Consider the following 25507-nt stretch of genomic DNA (forward strand, 5'->3'; position numbering starts at 1 on the left):
CATACGCTCGTGCGCAGGCGCGACCGCGCCGGGTACGGAGAGGGGTTTCGGGATGGCTCAGCTGGTCCGGGGTGTGATCGCGCGTGCGAAGGACGCACCGGTGGAGGTGGTGCCGATCCTCGTGCCGGACCCGGGACCGGGCGAGGCCGTGGTGCGGGTACAGGCGTGCGGGGTGTGCCACACCGACCTGCACTACCGGGAGGGCGGCATCAACGACGCGTTCCCGTTCCTGCTCGGGCACGAGGCGGCGGGCGTCGTCGAGTCGGTCGGCGAGGGCGTCGACGAGGTCGCGCCCGGCGACTTCGTCATCCTCAACTGGCGTGCGGTGTGCGGCACTTGTCGTGCCTGCCGGCGCGGCCGCCCGTGGTACTGCTTCGCCACCCACAACGCGACGCAGCAGATGACGCTGGAGGACGGCACCCCGCTCTCCCCCGCGCTCGGCATCGGCGCGTTCGCCGAGAAGACCCTGGTCGCGGCCGGGCAGTGCACCAAGGTCGACCCGGCGGCGTCCCCGGCCGCGGCCGGCCTGCTGGGCTGCGGCGTGATGGCCGGGCTGGGCGCGGCGATCAACACCGGCCAGGTCGGCCGGGGCGACAGCGTCGCCGTGATCGGGTGCGGCGGCGTCGGCAACGCGGCCGTGGTCGGTGCCCGGCTCGCGGGCGCGGCCCGGATCATCGCGGTGGACGTCGACGCCCGCAAGCTGGAGACGGCGCGGCAGTTGGGCGCCACCCACACCGTGGACTCGCGCGCGGTCGACCCGGTGGAGGCGATCCGCGAACTGACCGGCGGCCACGGCGCGGACGTGGTGATCGAGGCCGTCGGCCGGCCCGAGACGTACAAGCAGGCGTTCTACGCCCGCGACCTGGCGGGCACGGTGGTGCTGGTCGGCGTCCCGACGCCGGAGATGACGCTGGAACTGCCGCTGCTGGACGTGTTCGGGCGCGGCGGCGCGCTGAAGTCCTCCTGGTACGGCGACTGCCTGCCGGACCGGGACTTCCCGATGCTGATCGACCTGTACCTGCAGGGGCGGCTCGACCTGGACGCCTTCGTCAGCGAGACGATCCCGCTGGACGGCGTCGAGGAGGCGTTCGCCCGGATGCAGCGCGGCGAGGTGCTGCGCTCGGTGGTGGTGTTCTGATGGCGGCCCGGATCGAACGGCTGGTCACCTCCGGCGAGTTCAGCCTGGACGGCGGGACGTGGGAGGTCGACAACAACGTCTGGATCGTCGGCGACGACACCGAGGCCGTGGTGATCGACGCGGCGCACGACGCCGAGGCGATCGCCGCCGCGCTGGGCGGCCGCCGCCTGCTGGCCGTGGTCTCCACCCACGCCCACAACGACCACGTGGACGCGGCCCCGGCGCTGTCCGACCTGACGGGCGCCCCGGTCCTGCTGCACCCGGCCGACGAGGTGCTCTGGCAGCAGACCCACCCCGACCGCAAGCCGGACGCCCCGCTCGCCGACGGCCAGCAACTCACCGTCGCCGGAACCACCTTGACCGTCCTGCACACCCCGGGCCACAGCCCGGGCGCGGTCAGCCTGCACGCCCCCGACCTCGGCGTCGTCTTCACCGGCGACACCCTCTTCGCCGGCGGCCCGGGCGCCACCGGCCGCTCCTTCTCCTCCTTCCCCACCATCATCGACTCGATCCGCGACCGCCTGCTCACCCTCCCGCCCGAAACGGTCGTCCACACCGGCCACGGCGACTCCACCACCATCGCCGCCGAATCCCCCGCTCTCCCCGCCTGGATCGCCCGCGGCCACTGACCGCCGGCCACCCCGGGGCTTTTCCGAGCCCTGCCGGCCCGGGCGTCGAAATCGACCGATACCCGGGCCGCACGGGAAAATAGACCTTTCCGGCAGGATGCACCGTCCTGGCCCGGCGCGTGACAAAACCCCCGCAATTCGACACCGCTCCGTGAGCAAACTCTACTGCCGGAGCGGTGGACCCCGTGACCAACCCGGCAAATTCCGGTCGAACTCGATCAAATTCTGGCAGCCGAGGCATTCGGCCGATCGCGTCGGCGCCACGCCCGGGCCACGGGGCACGGGCCGCCCGGACGGCCCGATCCGGTGGCGCCCGCACTCTCCGGCCGACTTCGACACCCGACCGATGCGCCTGGATTTACCACCTCTGGGCCTTTCATTTGCCAAATGAATACCCTCCGTCGGACCGGTCGACAGATGGCCCATTCCATCTGTCCATTTTGCCCCGTTTGATCCACCAAAAATCTTCTCGATCCAGTGGTGCGTCTGCGTTCTATACCCTAGGGTCGGCCTGCCCGAGGAAAGTCCGACGCCGCCGACCGGTGGAATCCGGACCTCGGGCGGAAATTCCGCACAAGAGAGGAAAGCGAAGTGCGCGGAAGAATTCGCTTAGCGGCCTGCGGGGTGTTCGCCGCACTCCTGGCGATGCTGGTTCCGGCCGCTCCGGCCCAGGCCGCCGTGTCCTGCACGGCCAACAGCTGCGACGGGCTGTACCCCGATGCCGCGGGATGCTCGGCGGACAAGTCCCTCCTTCAGGAGGTCAGCGGCAGGAACGCGCTCATCAGGCTCTACCGCTCGCCCGCCTGCCAGTCGACGTGGGCGGAGGTGACGGTCAATCAGGGAGCCGACAACTACTACGCGATCTTCTGGACGATCGCGCCGGAGGGGGGCCGGGAGGTTGCCTCCTACACTTTGAACTATCCGTACGGGCAGACGAGTTACCCCTACGTCCAGACGACCTGGATGAGGGACTGGCACCGGTCGGTCCGGGTGTGCGACCAGTACAGCATCGACGACCGGGACAGGTTCGCGGTGCCCGGCCCGACCGGTACCGACGACCACCTCGGCAGCGTCTGCGGGGAGTGGTTCTGATGCGCTCCTCCACCCAGCGCGGGCAGTCGCGCGCACGGCGCCGTGTGTGGACGGCCGCCACCGTGACCGCGGCCCTGTTCGCGGTCGTGCTCCCGCAGGCGGCCGTCGCCGCTCCCGCGCCGAAGGCGCCCGGACAGGACAGCGCCGTGCCGGACCCGGACTCCAGCCTCGGCTCCGGATGGCGGAAATCCACCGACGTGCTGATCACCGGGGCCGGTGACGAGACCGGGTTCCACGTCTACGCGGCGCGGGAGAACAAGGCGTTCGCCTGGCAGACGCTCGCCACCCTCACCGCTCCGGTCACCACCGGCGGGACCTGGACCGGCAACCTCTGCGTGACGGGCTCCGGACGGTACGCGGTGGTGGTGTACGCGCCCACCGCGGTCGCCAACCACTCCGAGGGCACGGACGCGGGAGGGTTCGCGGCCGTCGTGGACACCGCCACCGGCCGGGCCCGCGAGGTGGCGTCGAACGTGTCGCTGGCCTACTTCGCTCCCGGCTGCGGCCCCGGGGACCGTGCGCTGCTCTCCCGGTACACGGGACCGGAGGGCAGGGCGACCGACGTGCTGGAGCTCGATGCCGCCTCGGCGAAGATCACCGGCACGGTCCACTCCGACCAGCAGCTCACCAACCTGACGCCCGCCGCCGACGGCGACTACGGCGTCGCCGCCTCGGCCGTGGTGCGGATCGGTGCGGACGGGAAGCTGGAGCAGGTCGCCAAGCCGGCCGGCGCCGTGTTCGCGCTCTCGACGTCGCCCGACGGCGGCCTGGACCTGCTCTCCGCCCAGGAGAACGCCAAGGAGAGGCGGGCCGTCGCCGAGCACTGGACCCGGCATGGCCTGGCCAGGGTGGGCGAGGCCGCACTCGACCGCCTCCAGCTCTTCCGCCTCGACAACGGCCGCAACGCGCTGGTCGGGGACACCACCGGGATCGACACCTCGGTGGCCGGTGCGCCGAGCGTCGTGCCGGCCACCGGACCGGTGGTGGCGCTGTCCCGGCAGGGCCACCTGCTCGCGGACGCCGTCGAACCCGGCTGGGTGACCCGGTCGGCCGCCCACGGCGACGACCCCGGCGCCTTCGCGCACCAGCTGCGGACCAGCGTCCGCACGGTCCGCAACGGCACCGGCCACGCGTCGGAGGTGACCACCGCCGCCGACGCGCCGACCCTGGTCTTCAGCACCGGCTCCCCCGCCGCACCGTCGGCGGCCGCGCCGTCCGGAGCCGCGAAGTCCGCGGCCCCGTCCGCCGCGGCGGGCCCGGCGGCTCCCGCGGACACGACCTACCCGGACAGCAGCAGCTGGGGCGACGTCACCGGCGGTCAGGTCAAGGACACCTCGTCGGAGAGCAACTGGATCGTCCAGAAGTGCGCGATCAACCGCAACGACCCGAACAACCAGGTGCTCCAGCCCACGCCGGCCATGGTCCAGTGGGCGGTGGACCGGGCGGTGAGCAACACGCTGTACGTCCAGCGTCCGGCGAACTACCTGGCGGCCGGCCAGGCCGCCTACACACCGCAGGGCATGTTCCCCGAGCTGGGCCTCAACGGCTACGGGCACGGCATGGTCCCCGCCCAACTGCTGCTCGGCGTCCTGGCCCAGGAGACCAACCTGGCCCAGGCCAGTTGGCACGCGGTGGCGGGCGACTCCGGCAATCCGCTGGTCGACGACTTCTACGGGAACAAGAACCTGCTCCGCAGCACCGCCAGCGCCGCGGCCGGGCAGACCGCCCCGGCGGCGATCAACTACCCGGCGGCCGACTGCGGCTACGGCATCGGCCAGGTCACCACCGGCATGACCACCGAGGACACCACCACGTACACCGACGCGCAGAAGACGGCGATCACCACCGACTACGCGGCGAACATCGCGGCGGGCCTGCAGATCCTCGAAGCGAAGTGGAACCAGATCAGCAGTGCGGGTCTGCTCCCGAACGGCGGCGACCCGCACTACATCGAGAACTGGTACACCGCGCTGTGGGCCTACAACACGGGCTACCACGCGTACGGGGAGGACCCGAACGGGTACGGCCTGGGCTACCGGAACAACCCGTCCAACCCGATCTACCCGGCCAACCGGCAGCCGTTCCTGCGCGCCTCGTACGCCGATGCGGCGAACCCGGGCCAGTGGCCGTACCAGGAGAAGGTGCTCGGCTTCGCCGAGCGGCCGGAGAACGACGTCAACGGCCGCTTCGCCTACCTGCAGCCCACCTTTCCCCTCGCGGGCAAGCTCAGCCTGTCCACCAACTACAACCTCTACTGCGGGAGCGGCAACAACTGCACCCCCGGGACCGGCTGCCCCGCGCTGAACTCCACCTGCTACTGGCACGGTCCGGCGGTGAGCTGGGTCTCCGCACCGATGTCCGCGAACGGGAGCACCCAGCGGCTCGCCTACAGCGACACCGACCCTGAGCCCGCCCTGGTGTCCCGCTACCCGGCGCCCGACTGCACCGTACCGGCGTCCTGGGGCAGCGGCGCCGTGGTCGTGTACACCCAGAGCGACCCGGGGAAGAACACCTTCGGCTGCTCGGGAAGCACCAGCGGCGGCAAGTTCACGCTGCGCACCGGCGACAACTGGGACAACTCCACCTACTTCGCCAAGGTCGACCTGCACCAGTTCGGGGCGGGCTTCGGCGGGCGCATGCTCTTCACCCACACCTACGACAACGGCACCATCGTCCAGGACGCCTACCAGATACCGTTCGGCCCGGGGTTGTGGCTCCCGAAGAACGTCTCGCACAAGGTGGTGGCCACCTGGTCGCCGGACCTGACCGGGCAGGCCTACAAGATCCTCGTCCACCTGCCCTCGCACGGCGCCCAGGCCACCAGCGTCCCCTACTTCGTCTACAGCGGGTGCGGGACCCCGGCCCAGGCGCTGAGCCCGACCACGGTCACCCTGGACCAGTCCCAGTCCAGCGCCGGGCAGGGCTGGTTCCAGCTGGGCAGTACCGCGTTCCCGATGTGCTCCAACGCCCGGGTCATGGTCTCCAACCTGATCTCCGGCGGCGGCTTCAGCGGGCCCGACCTCGCCATCGACGCGATGGCGTTCGTCCCGTGAGCGGCCGGAGCGCGGGCATCCGCGCGAACGTCCGCACGGCCGTGGCCGTGACCGGGCTGCTGTTGCTGGTCGGCTGCTCGTCCGGCGGGCACCCGAGATCCGCCGGGGACTCCGCCGCCCCGGCGGCGAACGGCTCCGCCCCGGGGGCCGCGCCCTCGCAGGCTCCTCCCCCGGGCGGCGGCCCGGGAGGCGGCCCGGACGGAACCGGGGCTTCCCCGGGCGGGCCCGGGGCCTCCGCATCGCCGCAGTGGCAGGTCGGGCCGCTTCCCGGGTCCACGGCCGTCGCCATCAGGGACCGGCTCGCCGCGAAGTTCGGCCTGGAGTTCCACCAGAACGACTACCCCGCGAACGCGGCGGCGCGGCTCCCGCAGGACACCGAGTACGGCGCGGCGAAACAGATGCCCGACGGCTTCAGGTTCTCCGTCCTCATCCAGCAGGACACCGAGGGCCGGCCCCGGATCGTCATGTGCCAGATCCAGAACTCCCTGTCCGAACAGGCCGCCCGGACCTTGGCGGGCTGCCTGGACGGCGTCCTCGGCAGCAAGGTGACGGAGCAGCACAGGACCTGGATCTCCCAACAGCTGGCGGACGCCCGGAGCCCCTCCGGAACCGACCGGCCCCCGACCCCCGCCCCGCCGGTGGAGGGGGGCATCGTGCTGGGGCTCAGCCCGACCCTGGCAACGACCTACCTGCAGATCAGGGCGCAGGCCACGTCCTGACCCTGCTGGGTTTCGCCCCGCACGCCGCCACCGGCCCGATACGGTGGCGGCGTGCGGGCGGAGGCAGCAGGGGATCCGGCTCCGAAAGACCGCGTGGTCGCCGTGCGATCCGAGAGGCTCGGCGCACGGCACGCATGCTCCTCCCCCGCCCCCACCGGGCGGGACCGGTCCGCAGGTGGGGACGCCCCCGCTGATCATCGACTCCCGGGTGGCCCCGCCCGCCGTGGCGCAGCCGGTGCCGTGCCCGCGCCGGAGCGCGCCCAGCAGGCGACCGGGGCGCCGGTAGTGCCAACCCGACTCGCCGGGGTCCGCGTCGTCGTACCGGTTCGGGTCCCGCTCCGGTCCGTCGTCGGCCGTCCCCTTCGTCACCGCGCGAGGGCAGGCCGCCGCGGACGGCCCGGGCGGCCGGTTCTCCACCGGGGAGGCAGCACAGGGCGGGGAGGCCGGGACGATGAGGTCCGCGGCCTCCCCGCGCCGGGGTGGCCCGGTCAGGCGTCGGCGGTTGCGCCCTCGGCGGTTGCGTCGGCGGTTGCGTCGAGCGCCGCGAGGGTCAGGACCCGGCCGGAGATGCCCCAGCCGCCGTCGGGGACCTCCTCGATCAGGACCATGGTGGTCGCGCGGGCCCGTTCGCCGCAGATCTCGGCGTACAGGTCGGTGGTGCGGGTGACGATCTGCTCCTTCTGTTCGGGGGTGAGGGTGCCCTGGAGGACCTTGAAGTTGGCGAAAGGCATGGCGGGTCGTTCCTGTTCTGTCGGCGTTGTCGATGCTGTCGGTGCTGTCGGCGTTGTCGGCGTTGTCGGCGTTGTCGGTGCTGTCGGTGCTGTCGGTGCTGTCGGTGGGACGGGGCGGCGGGTCAGACGATCCCACCGTTGGCGCGGAGGACCTGGCCGTTGATCCAGTGGCCGGCCGGGGAGGCGAGGAAGGCGACGACCTCGGCGATGTCGGCGGGGGTGCCGAGGCGTTCCAGCGGCGGCTGGGCGGCGAGGCGGGCGACCGTCTCCGCGTCCTTGCCGTCCAGGAAGAGGTCGGTGGCGGTGGGGCCGGGCGCGACGGTGTTGGCGGTGACGTCCCGGCCGCGCAGCTCGCGGGCCAGGATCGGGGTCAGCGCCTCGACCGCGCCCTTGCCGGCCGCGTACGCGCCGTAGCCGGGGAAGGCCAGCCCCAGCACGGAGCTGGAGAAGGTGACGATCGCGCCGCCGGGGCGGACCCGGCGGACGGCCTGCTGGACGACGGCGAAGGTGCCGCGGACGTTGGTGCGGTACAGCGCGTCCAGGTCGGCCAGGTCGAGTTCGGCGACCGGGGCCAGGTGCATCCGCCCGGCGGCGTGCACGACGGCGTCGACGCCGCCGAACGCGTCCTCGGCCGCGTCGAACAGCGCCGCGACCTGGTGCTCGTCGGCGACGTCGGCGCGCACCGCGACCGCCCGGCCGCCGGCGGCGACGGCCTCCGCCACCGCGTCCTCGGCGGCTTCCCGGTGGCCGGCGTACCCGACCACGAGGGCGTACCCGTCGGCGGCCAGCCGGGCGACGGTGCGGCGGCCGATGCCGCGCGAGCCGCCGGTGACGATCACGACCCGGGAGGAGGGGGCGGCGGGGGAAGAGGGGACGGACACGGCGGGCTCCTGGCGTTCGGCGCGGATCGGGTTGCAGATCCGGGTACGGGTCGGGACACAGATCGGGGTACGGGTCGGGACAGAGATCTGGTACGGATCGGGATGCCGGTCGGGCCGCGGTGCTGCCGCCGTCCTGCCGACTCCTCCACCTTCGGCCGGTTCGCCGGGCGCAGCCAGGGCTGAGCCCACCCGGGGGGCGCCACCCCCTGGTTGCGGTCCGCCGGGCGGGCGACCATGGCGGGGTGGACCTTCCAGAACTGGGTGCCTTCCTGAGGACCCGCCGTGACCGCATCCGCACGACCGAGGTCGGCCTGCCGCTGGGGCCGCGCCGCCGCGTCCCGGGGCTGCGCCGCGAGGAGGTCGCCCAGTTGGCGGGGCTGTCGGTCGACTACTACACCGAGCTGGAGCGCGGCAGCGCGAAGAGCGGGGTGCAGCCCTCGGCCCAGACGCTGGCCGCGCTGGCCCGGGCGCTGCGGCTGGACGGGGACGAGCGCGACCACCTGTTCCGGCTCGCCGAGCGGCCGGTCCCGCCGTCCGCGCACGGGCCGTCGACGCACGTGGAGCCCGCGCTGCTGGGCCTGCTGGACCGGCTCTCCGACACGCCCGCCCGGGTCATCACCGACCTGCACGAGACCCTGGTGGAGAACGACCTGGCGCGGGCGCTGCTCGGGCCGTCCCCGGCGCGGCGCGGCCCCGCGGCGAGTTTCGTGTACCGCTGGTTCACCGATCCGCAGGCCCGCGAGCTGTACCCGCCCGAGGACCGGCCGCGCCACTCCCGGGTGTTCGTCGCCGACCTGCGGGCGGTGGCCGCCCGGCGCGGCCGGGACCGGGAGGTCGCCCGGATGGTCGCCGAACTGGGCCGCCGCAGCCCGGAGTTCGCCGAACTCTGGGCCACCCACGACGTGGCGGTCCGCCGGATGGACCGCAAGCGGATCGTCCACCCGGCACTCGGCGTGGTCGGACTCGACTGCTACAACCTGCTCAGCGAGGACGGCCGCCAGCGACTGCTCTGGTTCACCGCCCCACCCGGCAGCCCGGGCGCGCGGCAACTCGAACTCCTCTCGGTGCTCGGCACCCAGGACCTGAGCCCCGGAGAGACCCCCACCGAGACACCCGTGCCGGGGCGGTCGGTGACGCGGTGACGCGGTGACGGGCCGAGCGGGACCGGCTTCTCGGCTGCATCGCTGCGTCGTTGCGTCGCTGCGGGCGAGGGCGCCCGCGCCGCGATCGACCCGCCCGGGCGCAGGACCCCGTCGGCGCGGTCCTACCACCAGGGCCCATCCCGTCCGCCGGGTCGGCGCCAGGCCGTGGGGCCGGTCGGATGTCAGTGCCGGGCGAGACAATGTATGTGCAGGCCAAGGGGGTAGAGCAGCTCATCCGCCCGCTCTTCGCCCCCGACTTCCGTGTCCTTTCCGCTCACTTTGGAGGCTTGCTGTGAAGACCAATATCGGCACGGCCGTTTCCTTCCAGCCCGTGGGAACGCCCGGTGAGATCTGCCGTGCGCACTCGCGGGCGGCGCTGGCGACCGGTGCCGCCGCCATCGCCCTGCGCCGCGGCCTGGGCCCGGACCTGACCGACGATCAGCTGCTGGAGTGCATTGCCGAGGCGCGGGACAACGACTCGGCGCCGGCCCCGTCGCCGGAGACCCGCCTGGCGGTCCGGGGCGCCCTGCGGGAACCGCTGACCCGGGCCACGGACCCGGAGGCGGTGGTGGACGCCGTCTTCGAATCCCTGCCCGACACGCCACTGCGCATCGTGGGTCCCGACGGACGCGCGTTCTTCCTGGTGCCCATCGCCGCCCCGTGAGCCCTGCGGAGTGAACCACCTGAGGCCCCCCGACCGGTCGGGGGGCCTCAGGCGCAGCCGCAGACACCACCGGCAGCAAAACCCCGCCACGACGCCGAGCGAGGCCCGGCCCACACCGACGACACCCGCACCCGAACCAACCGCTGCCGCCCCTGCGGGGAGCACCGGATGGCCCCTTGGAGGCGGGCCTTCGTAGCGTGGCTTTGTTCACGAGAACCGGTTCTGGCTCAACTTCCAGATGCTGTTGGTGATCTTCAGTGACTGCCGGTTCGAGTCCGGTCGGTCGTCTGCCGGCAGAGGCGCGTGAAGTGGGTTGAGGGGCTGGTCCGGTTGTCTCCAGGCTGATGCTGGTGGAGGCGGATGATGTTGGTTCCGGCTGCGGTGAGGACGTGTTGAACGTGGGTTTTCGCTGTGCCGCGGTAGCGGCAGTGACGTAGGCCGTGGGCGTGCACGGTCTCGGAGACGGTGGCCTCGCAGCCGGCCCTGAGGGCGTATCGCTCGCGCCAGGGCCTGGTCTGCTGGTCGCGTCGCACCCGGTTCTGGATCTCCTGCAGAGGCTGGGGTAGCAGAAGGATGTGCCGGCCCTTCCCGTCGACGTTGCCGGTGCATTTGAGGCGGTCGTCGCAGGCCCGGCAGGTGGCGCGGGGGAAGAGCACCGACATGCGCTCCTGGCCGTCGGAGAGTGTCGGCTTCCATGGAGGGCTGGTCGCGCCGTTCGGGCAAGTCAGATTTCTCTCCTGCCAGTTGGGGGTGAAGTCTTCCTTGTTGAACCCCGGGTGGGCGCGGGAGGTCGGAGCGAGGCGGACCGGACCGACCAGGTCGATCCCGTGCTCGGTCCCGGCCCGGTGGATGGTGGCCGGGGTGACGTATCCGCCGTCGACCAGGTGCTCGGCCGGGGCGAGAGCGCGCGTCGCGAGGTCGGCGTGGATCCGCTCCAGGGCGTCGATGTCCTGCTCGGGCGCCGGCGTGGTGGCGACGTGGACGATCACGTTGGGCAGGCCGTCGTCACAGGTCTCGGTCTGGTGGTCTTTGCAGCCGACCCACTCGGCCTTGCCGGGCTTGTGGCTGAAGCGCGCCTGCGGGTCGTGAGGGGAGACGATCTCCACCGACGACCAGGGGACACGTGCCGTCGCCGGATCGGGTCTGCCCTCGGCGGCCGCCCCCGCGGGAGTCGTCCGGCGGATGGTATGGCGTCGGCTCTGCCGGTCTCGGGTCTGCTTGGGCCCGCGCCATCGCAGAGCTTCGTGCTCGCCGTACCAGTACTGCTGGACCCAGACCTGCCGCAGCACCTCCACCTGCGGCAGCCGCCGAAGCCCGGCCGGGGCGCAGGGAGCGAGGAGGGCGTGGAACAGCCGCATGCCGTCCTCGCCGACCGTGAGTGCGTATTGCTCGCGCTCCTTGCTCTCCCTGGGCAGCCGGTCATAACGCACCGGCCGGCCGTAACGCCGGGCCCACTCGTCCGTGACCAGGACAGACACCCATTCGTCGTCGGCGGCGGCGGTCAGCTCCTCCAGGGCCGCCCGCAGGGTTTCCCCGACGAGCTCGATCCGGTCCAGCCGCCGCACCGCCGCCAGGACGTGCGTGGAGTCGGTCCGCTGTCGCCTGCGCCGCTTGACCAACCCGGCCTCCGCCAAGCGCTCGACCATCACCGCCAGCAACCGGTCCGCCCGATCGCCCTCGGCCATCCGGTCACGGAACTCGCTCAGCACCGAGAAATCGAAGCCCGCATCGTCCAACTCCAGCCCCAGACAGTAATTTCCAGTCCAGACGGCACCGGACGGCCTCGGCGGCCTGCCGGTCGGTGAGATTCTCCGCGTACTGCAGCACCGACACCAGCGCCAAGCGGGCCGGCGACAGACCACGACGCCCGTCAGCGGGATACCACTCCTCGAAGTCGCTGTCCGTAAACAGACCCTCCAGGTGATCCCGCACCCACATCGCCGCCGTGCCCCGCGGATTGCTCGCCCGAGCCATCCGCACGGTCAACGCCGGGATCTCCCGCCCGGACCAGGAACCCATCGCCACCGCAGCCCACCCCCACTGAACAGCCCGAACCTCCAGGCCAGAACAGCAGGCAGGCATGCTCAACGACTGCCGATCGCGGCAATCTCACCCTGTCCAGTGAAGATCATTAACAGCACACTCCCTGTGGAGCGATGACCGCTCGTAACGGTTCTGGTGGCCGCAGACCGGGGTCAGCCGCGGCCAAGGTGGGGGACGTAGTTGTCCGGCCCCAAAACTGGCTCGGCCCAGGCCGCGTGCGCGAATACCGTGCGCCATGTGAGCGTGCCGCCCTCCGTCTCGGCGAGCATGGTCCGAACGCGCGGCGTGAGGCGGATCCGGTAATGCAGGCCCTCCACATCGACGATTCCGCAGTCCCCGTCCTGGGACTTCTCCGGTGTGGCTACAGCCAGGCTCACCTGCCAACCGGCCTTGATGGCGAGGTACGTCCACACCTCGATGGCGCGCTCGCGATTCTCGAAGTTGCCCACCTTGGCGATGATCTGAACCGGGTCGGTCCGGTCGTCCAGGGCCATGTCGTACCTCCATCGGTCCGGAGGATCATGGCAGACCAACTGCCTCAAGTCGTGGCGGGGCCCGCCCGGTCCGCATGCAGGACCCGAAGGACGGACAACTGCCGAAGATCACCACCAGCATCACTTCCATGACAGGTAACACTGGCATTACTCGGTTAGAGATCGAAGAGTCGGTTTTCCTGAGGCTCAGGCTCGGGTGCGAGGACGGCGCGGATGCGGCTGATGGTCTGCCGCCACTTCGGACCGTCCACTGTCTCGTCCCAGAGGTCGGCGAGCTCGGACTCCGCGGCAACCACGCGGTCGAGCGCCTCGACGGCGAGCGACCGAAGATCGATGGCGAAGATCGGAAGGGCTTCATCGGGGCTGTAACCTGTGCTGACTGGTTCACCGCCCGGGCACTGCGCGGCGATGAGGGCGGCGGCGGCCACGGCCTCGGCTCCCTCAGGACTTTCAAGGTAGTCCCGGGTCTGGACGGTGCGGATCAGCGTCATCCGGACCAGGGCCTCGCGCTCGTCCTCGGCGGCTTCGTCCAGCGCGTCGGCGAAGTCTGCTGCCATGTCGTTCTCGAACGGGCCGATGTCCCAGGTACCCATGATGATCTCCTCGCACCGTTGTGCGGCGATCATCGCAGCGGCCACCGACAAGGCCGTCATGAGGCCAGCAGGACCCGTTTCGCAGGAGCGCGAAACCCGCGCGGCCGAACATCTGGCGTTTGAGCATCTTGATCCGGTTGACGTGGCCTTCGACGACGCCGGAGTTCCAGGGGAGGGTGAGTCCCGCGACGACGGCGTCCCGGTCGCGGTCGACGCCGGCGGCGAGGGTGTGGAGGCTGGGAAGGTCGCCCTGGCGGACCGCGTCGAGCCAATCGGGGAGACGCTCGCCCTGGCGCTCGGTGAGCATGACGGCGAAGGAGCGGACGTGCCGGGTCAGGGCGTCGAGCTCGGGGCAGTGAGCCAGGACGGTCTTGAGCTGGATCTGCTCGGCCCCGGGCAGCACCGTGGGCCGTCGGAGAATCCAGTCGGCGACGGTGCGGGGCGACGGCGGCGGTGCGGTCACCGACTGCGGCGAGGTGAGTTTGAATCGGAGGTAGGCCCGGACGCGCCGGTAGCTGCCCTGGTAGCCGAGCGGGACGATCTCCTCCCAGAGCTTCCAGGCGTTGGTGCAGCCCTCGCTCCAGCGGTCGTCGAGGTAGAACTTGAAGCCGTCGAGGACGGACGGCCGGTTCTGCCACTGACCCTGGAAGAGATCCTCCGGGATCACCGCGTCGGCCAGCGCCTTGACCGTTCACCAGGTCATGCCGAGCTGCCGTTGGACGGCGCGTCGGCTGTGGCCCGCGGCCAGCAGGCCGTGCACCGCGGCGTGCCGGGCCCGGGTGCGATCGGCGAACCGGAAGCCCGTCGGCCACGGCTGGTCCGCGTTGTCCTCCTGGAGCACGGATTCGGTGGTAACGGCCTTACTCGGAGCTGGAGTTACCGTACGGAGGCACTACCGGTGGCGGGCGACGGCCCGCTCGGCCGCCTCGCTGAGGTTGTGCCACAGGTGCCAGCGGTCCGCGACCTGGACGGCCTGCGGGGCTCCGGCCGTGGTGCCCTCGGCGAAGAACGGCGCGCGGTCCCAGCAGACGATCTCGACGTCCGGCCGCTCAGCCAGCCAGGCCGCCAAGCTCGACGCCTCCCGGTCGGGCAGCGGGTCCACGGGCCGACGGGTCTCGGCGTCGACCAGCACCTGCTGCTCCCCGCCCGCGCGGGGATGGCCCCGTCCTGAGCGGCTTCCAGGCGCTCCGCCTCCGCGCGCGGGGAGATGGTCCCGACCGTCAGAAGTGGCTCTGCCCGGAATTCCGTGCGGGCTCCCTGCGCCCATGTGGTCTACTCGCGGGATGGGCAGCTCGAACATGGACTTCCGCGACTCCGGGTTCTGGGTCCGCGACTACCAGGCCGAAGTATGGCTTTACCTCCTGGCGCAGGAAGCCGGGGCGGTCGCTGAGGCTCCGGTATGGCTGGCCGACGCCCGGGACGACTGGCAGGCGCAGGCCACGGCCGGCTTCATGGGATGTGTCTCGTCGTGCTTGGACAAGCACCTTGGAACGGAGCCCGATCGCGTCGCGCTCGTGCTTGGGCTCTCGGAGCGCGCCGTCCAGCGACTGCTCGCATGGGCTCCGGCCATCCCGAAGGATCTCGCGAACTCCTTCGGCACGGGCGGTGATCATGAGGCGTTCGACGCGGACCTGCCCACCGGCCCTCTGTTGGCCTGTGGTCGTGCCTTCACCGGACTTCTTCGTGGTGAGTTCCCGCCCGGATACGACCGGTGGGCATGCTGAGCCCGCTCGGACGCGGGCTCACGCCCGCAGGTCGATGGCCCCTGCTGTGGACGGCGTCCGCCCGAATATCCCTTGGGTGCCCGGGTGGTGAACGGACGCGAGGACGGGTATGTCCTCGTGAGGGACTTCGCTGGGTCTGACGGGGGGCGTCATGGGGGCTGGCAGGGGCTCGACCGGCAATCGCTCTCCGGAGATCGTCGGGTTCGGGGCGTTGAATGTGGACTACATTGCGAGCGCGTCCCGGTTGTCCGCCCGCATGGCCGAGCGGGTCTCCGAGTCGACAGCGCGGTTCGAGTGGAACACCGAGGGGCCGGTCGACCAGCACACCATCACCAAAGCGATCGAGCGTCTGGGTACATCGTCGCTGGACGCCTCGCTCGGCGGCTCGGCCTGGCTGACGGTGTTCACTTTGGCGCAGATGCGGTTGGGGATTCGACTGGGCTATGTGGGCGTGGTGGGCCGGATCGAGACCGCGGGGCTGTCGTTCGTCCGGCAGATGGACCTGCTGGGGATAGACCGCCGCTGGGTGGCACGCAGGCCCGGCCAGTTGTGCGGGATCTGCCTGTCCTACCTGGACGACGTGGAGCGGGTCATGCTCACCCACCCAGGTGCGAACTTCGCGATGGCCGAACACTTGCAGATCAACGGCGAGGCGATCTCCGCCTACCTGGCCGGCGCCCGGATCGTCCACGTCACCTCCTTCCTGGACGACACCACGCCCTCGGTGATGCTCGACGTACTCACACGGGCGCGCAGTCTCAACCCGGCTCTGCGGATCAGCTTCGACCCCGGCTTCGACTGGGCCGCGCACCGCAACGCGGCGATCGACGGGATCCTGGCGCTCAGCGACCTGTTGTTCGTCAACCACCGGGAGTTCAAGGCACTGGGCGAATACGCGCTCGGCGAATCGGACGAAGTCCTCTCACGTCGGATCCTGGCCCGCTGCGCGCCGGGCTGCACGGTGTTCGCCACCAAGCGTTACGACGCGATCGAGGTTTTCCGGTCCTCTCCGGCCGGTGTCCTCGCGCAGCGCTTCCATCTGCGTCGGCCGGTGCGGGAGACCGCGATCGAGGACGCGACGGGAGCCGGCGACGTATTCGCCGCTTCCGTTCTCGCTTCCCTGGTCTCCGGGCGGCTGCAGGTCGAGCTGGGGTCATTCCTCGGACTGAGCCTGTCCCGCTACCGGATCGCTCACCGCGACCTGCCCGCGTCGGCCCTGCCGGCACTGGGCCGTGACGGGTTCTTGCAGTCCGCGGAGACACTCACCGGCCCGGGCACCCGCCCCACCGCAGTGCTGGTGGCCCACGACGGCGGGCGGCAGTGGGAGGCACTGCGTCAGTTCCTCGAGGAGGACTGCCACCTGACGGTCCACACCCTGGACCGGACCCACCCGTCGGGCCCGGACTTCCCGCAGTTGTTGCGGGATCAACTGGTCCGCTGCGGTTTCGCCGTTTCGGTACTGTCGGCGTCCCGGCTGATGGCGGCGGGCCAGCGGCGGGCCAGTGAGGACACTGTTCACCAAGTGGGCATCTTCCAGGGCTACTACGGGTTCGGACGGGTGGCGATCCTGGCCGAGGAAGGCTGTGAACCGTTCTCGAACAACGCCGGCCTGATCCGCATGGACTTCGCCCCCGGGCGGATCGACAGCACCTTCATGGAGTTGGAAAGAATGCTGGTCAGAGAAGGGCTCCTGCCCCAAGGAGGCAGCCGGCATGACAGCTGAATCGGACGGGGGAACGCCGCCGGCGCCCCGCGCGGACTTCGCCCTGGACGTGGTCGGGATCGGCGCACTCAACCTCGACTACATCACCCACTCGGAACGCGGCACCGGAGCGGACCGGCTCCCACCGCTGGGCACACGGATCGCCGAACTGCTGGACAACGGCCGTCCCGCACCCGAGTGGGGAACCGAAGCGGCGGTTGACGAAGCCACCGTGTACGCGGCCCTGGAAGCGGCCAACGCTTCAGGTCTGCAGACCTCGCTCGGCGGCTCCGCGTTCAACGCGATCAACACCCTCGCCCAGCTCCAGCTCGATCTGCGCCTGGGCTACGTGGGGGTCGCCGGCCGCGTCCCCGGCCCGGGCCTGTCCGCCGTCCAGCAGCTCCGGGCCCTTGGCGTGGACCACCCCTTCGTCTTCCACGACGAGGAGCACCTGTGCGGTGTCTGCTTCTCCTACACCGAGGACGGCGAACGCACCCTGCTCACCCACGCGGGCGCGAACACCGCGATGGCGGACCACCTGGAAGCCTCCTTCGACCGACTCGTCGCCTACCTCGCCACAGCCCGCGTCGTCCACGTCACCTCCTTCCTCGACGACCGCACTCCCGCTCGGCTCCTCGCCCTCCTCCGGGCCGTCAAACGGGCCAGCCCCGCCACCTGTATCAGCCTGGACCCCGGACACGTCTGGAGCACCGAACCCACCCCCGAGGTGGACGCGATCATCGCTCTCGCCGACTACCTCCTGCTCAACCACCGCGAATTCCACGAACTCGGCCACCGCACCGACCACGACACCGACCAGGACGTCGCCTGGCGCCTGCTGGAGCGCCTCGACAGCGCACACGGCGTCGTCATCGTCAAACGCCGCACCGGAATCCACGCGTGGCGTCGCGAGAACGCCAAGGCACTCGACGATTTCTACCCCCAGGTCGTCCTCGCCGACGACCAGATCGAGGACGCCACCGGTGCCGGAGACGTCTTCGCCGCCGGCCTGCTCGCCGTACTGGCCGGGGACCGGCTCCAGATCGAACTCGGCTGCCTGCTCGGCATGACCCTCGCCCGACACAAGCTGCGCTACGTCGGCAGTCACGGACACGCCCAACTCGCCGACGTCACCCGCGACTTCATCCGCACGCTGGACGCCGCACGACGCACCGCCGCCCAACCGGCCGGCGTCTTCATCGCCCACGGGCGCAGCCCCGAATGGCTTGCGGTCAAAGCGTTCGTGGAGCAGCGCTTCGGTGTTCCCGTCTACTCCTTCGAATCCGACTCCTGGGGCAGCCGCCCGGTCACCGACGCCCTCGGCGACTACCTGCAGCGGTGCAGCTTCGCGGTATGCGTGCTCACCGCCGAGGACGCCACCGGCGACGGTCACCTGATCGCCCGTCAGAACGTCATCCACGAGATCGGCCTCTTCCAGGGCCACCGCGGTTTCGACCGCGTCCTGGTCCTCGTCGAGGACGGCTGCGACTCCGTCCCTGCGGCCGCTGCCCCGTACGCGACCACCTTCCCCCGCCACGCGATCAGCAGGACCTTCTGGTTCCTGGACCGCGCACTCCAGAGCCACGGCTTCGAACATATCTGATCGTGGTGGGGCCCTTCTCCGCGCCTGCGGGGACGGCCCCGCGCGTTCCGCAGTGACGCGCCACCCCTGCTGCTGCTCCCTGGGTGACCACCGGTGCGGGATCCTCGCCCCCTCAAGAACCGGCGCACCCTCGCCCGGCACACCACGGCCACCGCGAGCACCTGCCCGACACCGTCCGAGTCGCAGCCGGACTCCGGTCCGACCAACAGGCCGTACAAGAAAGCCGGTTGATCATCCTCTCGGCGGAACGAGCAGCCTGAGCGACACGGCCGTTGCGGAGGTCGGGGCGTCGTTCCCAGCGGGCGGCCGGGCGCTCGGACCGGTGGAGCAGGGGAGAAATCGGCGGGCGAGGGCCGTGGGGCCGCCCGTCCTCCGGGACGGTTGCCTAGGCGGGCCCGTCGGTTTCCGCAGGGATGGTCCAGCGCAGCAGGGTGGTGGTGCCGGACCGTTCCAGGGTGACGGCATGGACCTGGCCGCAGGCGCGTTCGCCGTGGTGGCGCATGGAGTGGTCGCCGGGATCCCAGCCCAGCTGGATGATCCGGGCTCCGTCGAGCTCGATCTGCCCCGCCAGCAGGGGGTGGCTCTCGCCGGACCGGTTGAGCAGGTGGAAGTGGGTGTGGGCGTCCGCGGAGACCACCAGGCCGCTACGGGGCCCGTCCGGGAGCCAGTTCCGGATCCGGTCGGCGAGCTCCCGGGCCTCGTGGAGGGGGAGGTCGAGGTGTCCGTAGGGGCCGCTGCGCCCGTCGGCCCGGGACAGCGGGTCGCCGCCGAAACGGGCGTGGGCGTCGTCCTCGTCCTTCCCCCAGTAGGTGACGTCGGCGAGCCCGTCGATGGACTCGCCGGACAGCCCGACGAACGAGTCGAGGGCGCGGGCGTCCCCGAGGACCATGCCGCACCGGTCGATCGGCAGGTCGCCGAGGAGGATCGGCTCACCGCCGGGATCGCCCGGCCAGGGCAGGCCGAGGTCGACCTCCAGGACCGTGATGACCGGCCCGTCGTACGCATACCACGTCTGCGCGCGGACCTTCAGCGGCCGGTCGGGCGCGGCCGGCACGGCGACCGCCTCGCAGAACCACTCCTCGCACGGGCCGTCCGCAGGCTCGTGGAGGTGGCCGCCACCGCGCTGCCCGGCAGCCAGTGCCCGCCCGGACAGCGGTGCGCCGTGCTCGGACCACTGGTCGATCCAGCCGGCCATCCCCAGGACCAGTACGCCGGACGGTGCTGTGACGACGCCCAGGTCGGCAAAGGGCTCACTCATCCGCCGATTCAACCATGTCCTGATCGGCACGCTCCCGGGCCTCGGCAGTGCGGAGCGCCGTGCGCTGACAAGGTCGCCGACCGAGCCGCTCCACTCACGAACTGCGGCGCCCCGTCGCACCCGCCCGCAGGTGGGGAATCGAGGCGAGCAGGTCCGGCCGACCGGCGGGTCCCGGGCGGCCGTTTTCAGGGCTCTGACCGGAGTTCCGCGAACAGGGACCTCGCGGTAGACCATGGGCCAGGTGGCCGTGTGGGACACTGGCGCGATGGCAGAGGTTGACCCGTATGGGGCTGTAGGCGGTTGGATCTGGAGTGCGAACGTGCAAGCGTTCTTGACCCTTGTGGGTCAGTACGTCGGTTACGACTTCGATGCCACCGACTGGCAGGCGGTGGCGCTCGGTCTGGAAGCAACCGATGACGAGCGGTCGAACGGCTGGTACTGCTATCCGCTCGCCGGGGTGAGCTGCCAGGTCGAGGTGTATCTGGCGAACGCCACCGGCGGCAGTGAGGTCTCTGTCCGTGTCCTGGGCGCTTCTGCTCCCGAACTCAGGCTGCAAGTGAGCACACTGCTCGATGCCTTCGCTTGCGGAGCGCTCCGCCAGGATGCTCAGGAGTCGCGTCCCACGGCCGGGTGAGGATGGCGATGGCGCCGATCGTCCGCTTCTGCTCCAGCAGCCGGTGGACGTCCGCATGGCGGTCCCGGGTGCGCTCGACGATCGGCGTCCTGGGCAGCTCCGGTGCCAGTAGGTCGATCACCGGGAGTTCGGGCGCCGGCTCCGCCCGTTCGGCGGCGATGCCGAGCTTGTGGCACAGCCGTTCGCCGACCCGGCCGCCCAACTCGGTGGCGACGGACGGCCCGTAGCCACTCCTTCAGTCCGACGCTGGGCCGGATGTGGCGCTCGCTCAGCCCGGCGACCTGCTCGACGAAGGTCGTCCGCCGACACCGGGCGCGGTCGCAGAAGAAGTGCCGCACCCGCAGGCCTATCGGCAACTTCCGTCCGACAACGGGGCGTTCAGCCAGAGTTCGCCAGTAGGTGGAGTGCCTTCGCCGCCTCGGGCTTCAGCAGCCCGGACAGCGGGCCAGTAGGCCGCACGCGACCGCCTCCCCTCGCACCGGCCGAGGAGCCGGCCCCGCTCCCCGCCCGCGCGGGAGGGGCCTGCGGTGCGTCGAGGGCTGTGGCCGGGCACTGTCGGGGGCGTGGGGCAGCCTCTAGACTCGGGCGGGCCAAGGGGATTACCGATGAGTAGGGGCGGGGTGGCCGTGGGGCGGGTGCACGCGTTCGGGGACGATGCGCTGGGGGAGCACGACGCGGTGGCGCTGGCCGCGCTGGTGCGGTCCGGGGCGGTGAGTCCGGCGGAGTTGGCGGCGGCCGCGCTGGAGCGGGCGGCGCGGGTGGACGGGGAGTTGCGGCCCGTCGCGGCGCCGGTCCCGGGCCCGCCCGCGCGCAGCCGCCGGGGCGAGGGCGGGCCGCTGTTCGGCGTGCCGACGTACCTGAAGGACAACGTCGACCTGGCGGGCGTGCCGACCGGGCACGGCAGTGCCGCGTTCACGCCGCGCCCGGCCGGGCGGAACGCGCCGTTCGTCGAGCAGTTCCTCGGGACGGGCCTGGCGGTGCTGGGCAAGAGCCGGCTGCCGGAGTTCGGGCTGAACGCCTCCACCGAGTACGCGGCGGCCGAGCCGGTGCGCAACCCGTGGCACACCGGCCACTCCCCCGGCGCGTCCTCGGGCGGCTCCGCGGCGCTGGTCGCGGCGGGCGTGGTGCCACTGGCGCACGCCAACGACGGCGGCGGGTCGATCCGGATCCCGGCGGCCTGCTGCGGGCTGGTCGGGCTGAAGCCGACCCGGGGCCGGCTGGCGCCGAACGAGCAGGGGCGGCGGCTGCCGATCGACCTGGTGACGGACGGCGTGGTGAGCCGCACGGTGCGGGACACCGCCGCGTTCCTGGCCGCCGCCGAACTGGTCCGCCGCGCCCCGGCGCTGCCCCCGATCGGCCCGGTCGAGGGCCCGGGCGACCGGCCGCTGCGGGTCGGCCTGGTGCTGGACTCGCCGCTGGCCGCGGTGGACGGCCCGACCCGGGCCGCCGTCGAGGGGACGGCGCTGCGGCTGGAGGCGCTCGGCCACCGGGTGGAGCCCGCCGTGCTGCCGTTCGGCACCGACTTCCAGCGCGACTTCACCCTCTACTGGGGTTTCATCGCCTTCCTGATCGCCTCCACCGGCCGCCTGCTGCTGGACCGCAGCTTCCGCGCCGCCGGCCTGGACGGCCTGACCTCGGGCCTGCGCGACACCTTCCACCGCGAGTTCCTCCGCACCCCGGGCGTGCTGCGCCGGCTGCGCGCCGCCGAACGCACCTACACGGGCGTGTTCCGGCAGTACGACGTGCTGCTCTCCCCCGTGCTGGCGCACACCACCCCGCCGATCGGCCACCTCAGCCCGAACCTGCCGTTCGAGGAGCTGATGGCCCGGCTGCACGCCTACGTGGCGTTCACCCCGGTGCACAACGTGACGGGCGCGCCGGGCCTGGCTCTGCCGGCGGGCGCCACCGCCGGGGGCCTGCCGATCGGCGTCCACCTGTCGGCCGCGCACGGCCGGGAGCGCCTGCTGCTGGAGCTGGGCCTCGCCCTGGAGGCGGACCGGCCGTGGCGCCGGATCCAGGACGGCGTCTGACGTACCGTCAGCCCGCCGGGTCCTCGAAGCGGACGCCCGCCAGCCGCCCGCGCGAGCACGCGTCGGCGAGCAGGACGGAGTGCGCGCCCGGGTAGCCGGCCCGGCCGCGCCGTTCCAGGGCGGCGACCAGCCGGGCCAGGCCGCGCACGTGCAGGCGGAAGGTGCGCGGGGCGGTGGTGCGGGCCCGGGCGTGCTGCCCGGCGAGGGCCTCGGCGGGGCGGACGGCGAGCAGCACGACGTGCAGTTCGCGCCCGTTGCGGCGGGCCCAGCGGGCCAGCAGGTACCGCATCCACCGGCGGCTGCCGCAGTCGTGCACCAGCAGCGGCCCGGGCCGGGCGAACGCGGCGCGGGTCCGCAGCAGGTGCAGCAGGCGCACCGCCGGGCGGTAGAGCGGGTACGGGACGCGGGCGGGCACCCGGGCCTGGCAGGCGAGCCGGGTGGTGCGCGGGTCGACCACCGGGACGGCGGCGTCCCAGCGGCGCAGCAGGGTGGACTTGCCGCTGCCGGGGACGCCGCCGACCACGACGGCGGCGGTGCGGGCGTAACGGAGCGTCAGGTCGGGGCCGCCGCGGCCGCGCAGGTCGGTGACCCCGCGCGGGGCGAGCCCGGCCGCTCCGACGCCACCCGTGCCGCGCGTCTCCACCGCTGCTCCGTTCCGCATAGCCGTCGAACCTCGTCGGACCCCTGCTGGGCTCCGCGCCGAGGACGGTGGAGCAGCCTACCGGGGTGGCGTCCGGCGGGTGGTCAGTCCGCGCGGAGCCGGATCGCGCCGCCGGGGCAGGCCGCGACGGCCTCCCAGGCGGCGGGGAGCTGTTCGGCGCCCGGTTCGGCGACCAGCAGGACGGAGATGCCGTCCTCGTCGCGCTGGTCGAAGAGTTCGGGGGCGGCGAGGACGCACTGTCCGGAGCCGCAGCACCGGTCCTGGTCGAGGTGGAGGCGCACGGTGCGGTTCCTTTCGAAGGAGGCCGAGGGGGACTACCAGGTGACGGGGAGGCTCTGGACGCCGTAGATGAGCATCTCGCTGCGGAACCGGATCTCCTCGAACGGGACGGCGAGGCGCAGCCCGGGGAGGCGGCGCAGCAGGGTCTCCAGGGCGATCTCGAGTTCGAGGCGGGCGAGCGGCTGGCCGAGGCACTGGTGGACGCCGAAGCCGAAGGCGAGGTGGCGGCGGGTGTCGCGGTCGAGGTCGAGGGTGTCGGGGTCGGGGTAGCGGTGCTCATCCCGGTTGGCGGTGTTGATCTGGACGATGACGCCCTCGCCGGCCTTGATCAGGACGTCGCCGAGTTGGACGTCCTCGACGGCGACCCGGGTGAGGCCGGAGTGCACGATGCTCAGGTGGCGGAGCAGTTCCTCGACGGCGGCGGGGGTGGTCTCGGGGTGGGCGCGCAGCCGTCCGAGCTGGTCGGGGTTGCGGAGCAGGTCGAGGATCGACAGCGCGGTCATGTTGGCGGTGGTCTCGTGCCCGGCGATCAGGAGCAGGCGGCCCATCGAGCCGATCTCCTCGATCGGGAGTTCGCCCTCGGCGACCAGGCGGCTGAGGATGCCGTCGTCGGGGTGGTCGCGCTTGGTCGCGGTGAGGGCGTCCAGGTAGTCGGTCAGGCGGTCCTGGGCGGCGACGATCTCGTCGAGGCCGGCCTCGCGGTTGAGCAGGGCGCGGCTGCACTCCTGGAAGAAGGCGTGGTCCTGGTAGGGGACGCCGAGCAGCAGGCAGATGACCAGGGAGGGCAGCGGGAGGGCGAAGTCGGCGACCAGGTCGGCGTGGTCGCGGCCCTCGGTCATCCGGTCGATCAGGTCGTCGGCGATCCGCTGGATCGCGGGGCGCAGCCGGGCGGTGCGGCGGAGGGTGAAGTCGCCGGTGAGCATCCGCCGCAGGCGGTTGTGCTCGGGGTCGTCCATCCGGATGAACGTCGGCTTGGTGGTGCCGAGTTGGCGGGCTCCGGCGCTGATGAACGGGAAGCCCGGGTGGGTGGAGTCGGCGCTGAACCGGGGGTCGGAGAGGACGGCGCGGGCGTCCTCGTAGCGGGTGATCATCCAGCAGGGGGCGCCGTCCCAGAGCGAGACCCGGACGGCGGGGGCCTGCTGCTGGGCGTCCTGGTAGGCGGGCGGCGGCGCGAACGGGCAGCCGCCGCGGGGCGCGGGGTGCTGGAGGGGGGAGGCGGGCGTGGCGGTGGCCATCGTGGTGTCCCTTCCCGGAGGACGGGTCGCGGGCGGACCCGGCGGTGGGGCGGCCCGGGGAAAGGTGCCTCGGGCAACCAACTCGCCGTCACGCTAACTCGCGCGCCACGGCGCCGGAAAGGACGCCCGGCCCCCGCGGCGGATTCTGTCCGGATTCTGGCCGTCCACGAATCACCCCGCGCCCGCCCCACTCCCGGACCCACCAGTCATGTCCACGCCGCAGCCCGCCGATCGCCGCCCGCCCGCACGGACGAGAACGGGCCACTCCCCCGGCCGGACCGTCGTACGGGGCCCGGCAGGGGCGGCTTTACCCGGCGTTTCACGATCACCTACACTCGACGGAGCGAAGGGGAGTAGTCCCGAAACACCGCCGGTCGACATACTGGACGGATTTTTCCGTCCCGGCCCGCGGGCCGCGGCGTGTCGCCGGGGTGGACGAGACCTTCGGCCCTTGCATGACCCCTGGTGCACCTGCCGTGCGCCGGGCTCCGTCGTGTCGGGCCGAAAGGTTTGCCCGTCGCCTTCCAGGTGCCGTTCGAGCCCGAGGCCCGGCCCCTGCAGAAAGCACTCCGATGTCCTTCGACCCCCTGGCGATGCTGACCGCCTTCGGGCTGATCTTCCTGGCCGAGCTCCCCGACAAGACGATGTTCGCCTCGCTGGCGATGGGCACCCGGATGCGCCCGCTGTACGTGTGGTTCGGCACCTCGGCGGCCTTCCTCGTGCACGTGGCGCTCGCGGTCGGCGCCGGCAGCCTGCTCGGCCTGCTGCCGCACCTGGTGGTGAGCCTGGTCTCGGCCGCGCTGTTCGCGTTCGGCGCGTTCGTGCTGCTGCGCTCGGGCGGCGACGACGACGATGACGCGGCCGGGACGAAGACGGTGACCGGCTTCTGGCCGGTCTGGGGCACCGCCTTCATGACGGTGTTCATCGGCGAGTGGGGCGACCTGACCCAGATCACCACCGCCAACCTGGCCGCCACCAACGGCTGGCTGCCGACCGCGATCGGCTCGGCCGCCGCGCTGATGTCGGTCTCCGCGCTGGCCCTGCTGGTGGGCCGGTTCATCGCCAAGCGGGTGCCGCTGAAGACCGTGCAGCGGGTCGGCGGCGCGTGCATGGCCCTGCTGGCGGCCTGGACGCTGGCGGAGGCGTTCCTCGGCTGACGGGAGCCGCCCCCGCGCGCCCTCCGGACGGGCCGCCCGACCTCG

26 protein-coding genes and 1 pseudogene are annotated in these 25507 nt (G+C 72.1%); 14 read left to right on the forward strand and 13 right to left on the reverse strand.

Translation table 11 applies throughout. The features are described from left to right. The first annotated feature begins 52 nt into the window (after positions 1-52). From ACIOHG_RS24830 to ACIOHG_RS24850, 5 genes are all read left to right on the forward strand, one after another. On the forward strand, positions 53-1138 hold the full coding sequence (locus ACIOHG_RS24830; protein WP_400953790.1) for an S-(hydroxymethyl)mycothiol dehydrogenase: 1086 nt from the start codon (positions 53-55) through the stop codon (positions 1136-1138). Next, on the forward strand, positions 1138-1767 hold the full coding sequence (locus ACIOHG_RS24835; RefSeq protein ID WP_400953791.1) for an MBL fold metallo-hydrolase: 630 nt from the start codon (positions 1138-1140) through the stop codon (positions 1765-1767). The genes ACIOHG_RS24830 and ACIOHG_RS24835 overlap by 1 nt, the downstream gene beginning before the upstream one ends. A 624-nt stretch (positions 1768-2391) precedes the next feature. After that, on the forward strand, positions 2392-2859 hold the full coding sequence (locus ACIOHG_RS24840) for a DUF2690 domain-containing protein (protein WP_400953792.1): 468 nt from the start codon (positions 2392-2394) through the stop codon (positions 2857-2859). Next, positions 2859-5912: a hypothetical protein gene (locus ACIOHG_RS24845; RefSeq protein WP_400953793.1), complete on the forward strand. Its 3054-nt coding sequence runs from the start codon at positions 2859-2861 to the stop codon at positions 5910-5912. Before ACIOHG_RS24840 ends, ACIOHG_RS24845 begins: the two co-directional genes overlap by 1 nt. Next, positions 5909-6631: a hypothetical protein gene (locus ACIOHG_RS24850; RefSeq protein WP_400953794.1), complete on the forward strand. Its 723-nt coding sequence runs from the start codon at positions 5909-5911 to the stop codon at positions 6629-6631. The genes ACIOHG_RS24845 and ACIOHG_RS24850 overlap by 4 nt, the downstream gene beginning before the upstream one ends. Before the next feature lie 488 nt (positions 6632-7119). Here the strand turns inward: ACIOHG_RS24850 and ACIOHG_RS24855 are convergent, their stop codons facing one another. Together ACIOHG_RS24855 and ACIOHG_RS24860 are read right to left on the reverse strand one after the other, a co-directional pair. Beyond that, positions 7120-7362, reverse strand: a complete 243-nt coding sequence (locus ACIOHG_RS24855; RefSeq protein WP_400953795.1) for a tautomerase family protein — start codon at positions 7360-7362, stop codon at positions 7120-7122. Positions 7363-7484: 122 nt separating this feature from the next. Next, a complete protein-coding gene (locus tag ACIOHG_RS24860) occupies positions 7485-8243 on the reverse strand; it encodes an SDR family oxidoreductase (RefSeq protein WP_400953796.1) in 759 nt (252 codons plus the stop codon). Positions 8244-8485: 242 nt separating this feature from the next. Here ACIOHG_RS24860 and ACIOHG_RS24865 point away from each other — a divergent pair, with 242 nt between their 5' ends. Further along, complete coding sequence (locus ACIOHG_RS24865) at positions 8486-9385, forward strand: helix-turn-helix domain-containing protein (protein ID WP_400953797.1); 900 nt, start codon at positions 8486-8488, stop codon at positions 9383-9385. A gap of 331 nt (positions 9386-9716) precedes the next feature. Continuing rightward, positions 9717-10049: a hypothetical protein gene (locus ACIOHG_RS24870; RefSeq protein ID WP_400953798.1), complete on the forward strand. Its 333-nt coding sequence runs from the start codon at positions 9717-9719 to the stop codon at positions 10047-10049. A 254-nt stretch (positions 10050-10303) separates the two neighbouring features. Here the strand turns inward: ACIOHG_RS24870 and ACIOHG_RS24875 are convergent, their stop codons facing one another. From ACIOHG_RS24875 to ACIOHG_RS24905, 7 genes and pseudogenes are all read right to left on the reverse strand, one after another. Then, positions 10304-11785: a transposase gene (locus ACIOHG_RS24875; RefSeq protein ID WP_400953799.1), complete on the reverse strand. Its 1482-nt coding sequence runs from the start codon at positions 11783-11785 to the stop codon at positions 10304-10306. After that, on the reverse strand, positions 11739-12131 hold the full coding sequence (locus tag ACIOHG_RS24880) for a transposase (protein WP_400953850.1): 393 nt from the start codon (positions 12129-12131) through the stop codon (positions 11739-11741). The genes ACIOHG_RS24875 and ACIOHG_RS24880 overlap by 47 nt, the downstream gene beginning before the upstream one ends. A gap of 113 nt (positions 12132-12244) precedes the next feature. Continuing rightward, positions 12245-12586, reverse strand: coding sequence for a hypothetical protein (locus ACIOHG_RS24885; protein ID WP_400953800.1), 342 nt, complete (start codon positions 12584-12586; stop codon positions 12245-12247). A 155-nt stretch (positions 12587-12741) separates the two neighbouring features. Next, positions 12742-13239 (reverse strand): DUF4259 domain-containing protein, encoded by a 498-nt coding sequence (locus ACIOHG_RS24890; protein ID WP_400953801.1) that lies wholly within the window; start codon positions 13237-13239, stop codon positions 12742-12744. Positions 13240-13324: 85 nt separating this feature from the next. Further along, positions 13325-13846: pseudogene (locus ACIOHG_RS24895) on the reverse strand (ISL3 family transposase); the annotation flags it as partial. Between the two features lie 24 nt (positions 13847-13870). After that, complete coding sequence (locus ACIOHG_RS24900) at positions 13871-14020, reverse strand: hypothetical protein (RefSeq protein WP_400953802.1); 150 nt, start codon at positions 14018-14020, stop codon at positions 13871-13873. A gap of 51 nt (positions 14021-14071) precedes the next feature. Next, positions 14072-14311: a transposase gene (locus ACIOHG_RS24905; RefSeq protein ID WP_400953803.1), complete on the reverse strand. Its 240-nt coding sequence runs from the start codon at positions 14309-14311 to the stop codon at positions 14072-14074. Between the two features lie 151 nt (positions 14312-14462). Here ACIOHG_RS24905 and ACIOHG_RS24910 point away from each other — a divergent pair, with 151 nt between their 5' ends. The 3 genes from ACIOHG_RS24910 to ACIOHG_RS24920 all read left to right on the forward strand — a co-directional run bounded on the left by ACIOHG_RS24910 (position 14463) and on the right by ACIOHG_RS24920 (position 18208). After that, positions 14463-14903 carry a hypothetical protein gene (locus tag ACIOHG_RS24910; RefSeq protein ID WP_400953804.1) on the forward strand — a complete coding sequence of 147 codons (441 nt, stop codon included), beginning with the start codon at positions 14463-14465 and terminating at the stop codon, positions 14901-14903. A gap of 151 nt (positions 14904-15054) precedes the next feature. Continuing rightward, positions 15055-16626 carry a carbohydrate kinase family protein gene (locus tag ACIOHG_RS24915; protein WP_400953805.1) on the forward strand — a complete coding sequence of 524 codons (1572 nt, stop codon included), beginning with the start codon at positions 15055-15057 and terminating at the stop codon, positions 16624-16626. After that, positions 16616-18208, forward strand: a complete 1593-nt coding sequence (locus ACIOHG_RS24920; protein ID WP_400953806.1) for a PfkB family carbohydrate kinase — start codon at positions 16616-16618, stop codon at positions 18206-18208. The genes ACIOHG_RS24915 and ACIOHG_RS24920 overlap by 11 nt, the downstream gene beginning before the upstream one ends. A 385-nt stretch (positions 18209-18593) precedes the next feature. On the opposite strand, the gene ACIOHG_RS24925 is transcribed toward ACIOHG_RS24920, so the two are convergent. Beyond that, positions 18594-19466, reverse strand: coding sequence for a hypothetical protein (locus tag ACIOHG_RS24925; RefSeq protein ID WP_400953807.1), 873 nt, complete (start codon positions 19464-19466; stop codon positions 18594-18596). Positions 19467-19731: 265 nt separating this feature from the next. Here ACIOHG_RS24925 and ACIOHG_RS24930 point away from each other — a divergent pair, with 265 nt between their 5' ends. The 3 genes from ACIOHG_RS24930 to ACIOHG_RS24940 all read left to right on the forward strand — a co-directional run bounded on the left by ACIOHG_RS24930 (position 19732) and on the right by ACIOHG_RS24940 (position 22130). Beyond that, the gene (locus ACIOHG_RS24930; RefSeq protein WP_400953808.1) at positions 19732-20100 is read left to right on the forward strand and encodes a hypothetical protein; all 369 of its coding nucleotides are present in this window, start codon (positions 19732-19734) and stop codon (positions 20098-20100) included. A gap of 8 nt (positions 20101-20108) precedes the next feature. Next, positions 20109-20327 carry a hypothetical protein gene (locus tag ACIOHG_RS24935; protein WP_400953809.1) on the forward strand — a complete coding sequence of 73 codons (219 nt, stop codon included), beginning with the start codon at positions 20109-20111 and terminating at the stop codon, positions 20325-20327. 378 nt (positions 20328-20705) lie between these two features. Further along, positions 20706-22130 (forward strand): amidase, encoded by a 1425-nt coding sequence (locus ACIOHG_RS24940; RefSeq protein WP_400953810.1) that lies wholly within the window; start codon positions 20706-20708, stop codon positions 22128-22130. Between the two features lie 7 nt (positions 22131-22137). Here the strand turns inward: ACIOHG_RS24940 and ACIOHG_RS24945 are convergent, their stop codons facing one another. From ACIOHG_RS24945 to ACIOHG_RS24955, 3 genes are all read right to left on the reverse strand, one after another. After that, positions 22138-22791, reverse strand: coding sequence for an AAA family ATPase (locus ACIOHG_RS24945; RefSeq protein ID WP_400953811.1), 654 nt, complete (start codon positions 22789-22791; stop codon positions 22138-22140). Positions 22792-22874: 83 nt separating this feature from the next. Then, positions 22875-23072, reverse strand: a complete 198-nt coding sequence (locus ACIOHG_RS24950; RefSeq protein ID WP_400953812.1) for a ferredoxin — start codon at positions 23070-23072, stop codon at positions 22875-22877. Positions 23073-23105: 33 nt separating this feature from the next. Continuing rightward, positions 23106-24305 carry a cytochrome P450 gene (locus tag ACIOHG_RS24955; protein ID WP_400953813.1) on the reverse strand — a complete coding sequence of 400 codons (1200 nt, stop codon included), beginning with the start codon at positions 24303-24305 and terminating at the stop codon, positions 23106-23108. Between the two features lie 572 nt (positions 24306-24877). On the opposite strand from ACIOHG_RS24955, the gene ACIOHG_RS24960 reads away from it, so the two are divergent. Continuing rightward, a complete protein-coding gene (locus ACIOHG_RS24960; protein ID WP_400953814.1) occupies positions 24878-25462 on the forward strand; it encodes a TMEM165/GDT1 family protein in 585 nt (194 codons plus the stop codon). The last annotated feature ends 45 nt before the right edge of the window (positions 25463-25507 follow it).

The sequence above is a fragment of the Kitasatospora sp. NPDC088134 genome (assembly GCF_044741705.1).
Taxonomy (GTDB): Bacteria; Actinomycetota; Actinomycetes; order Streptomycetales; family Streptomycetaceae; genus Kitasatospora.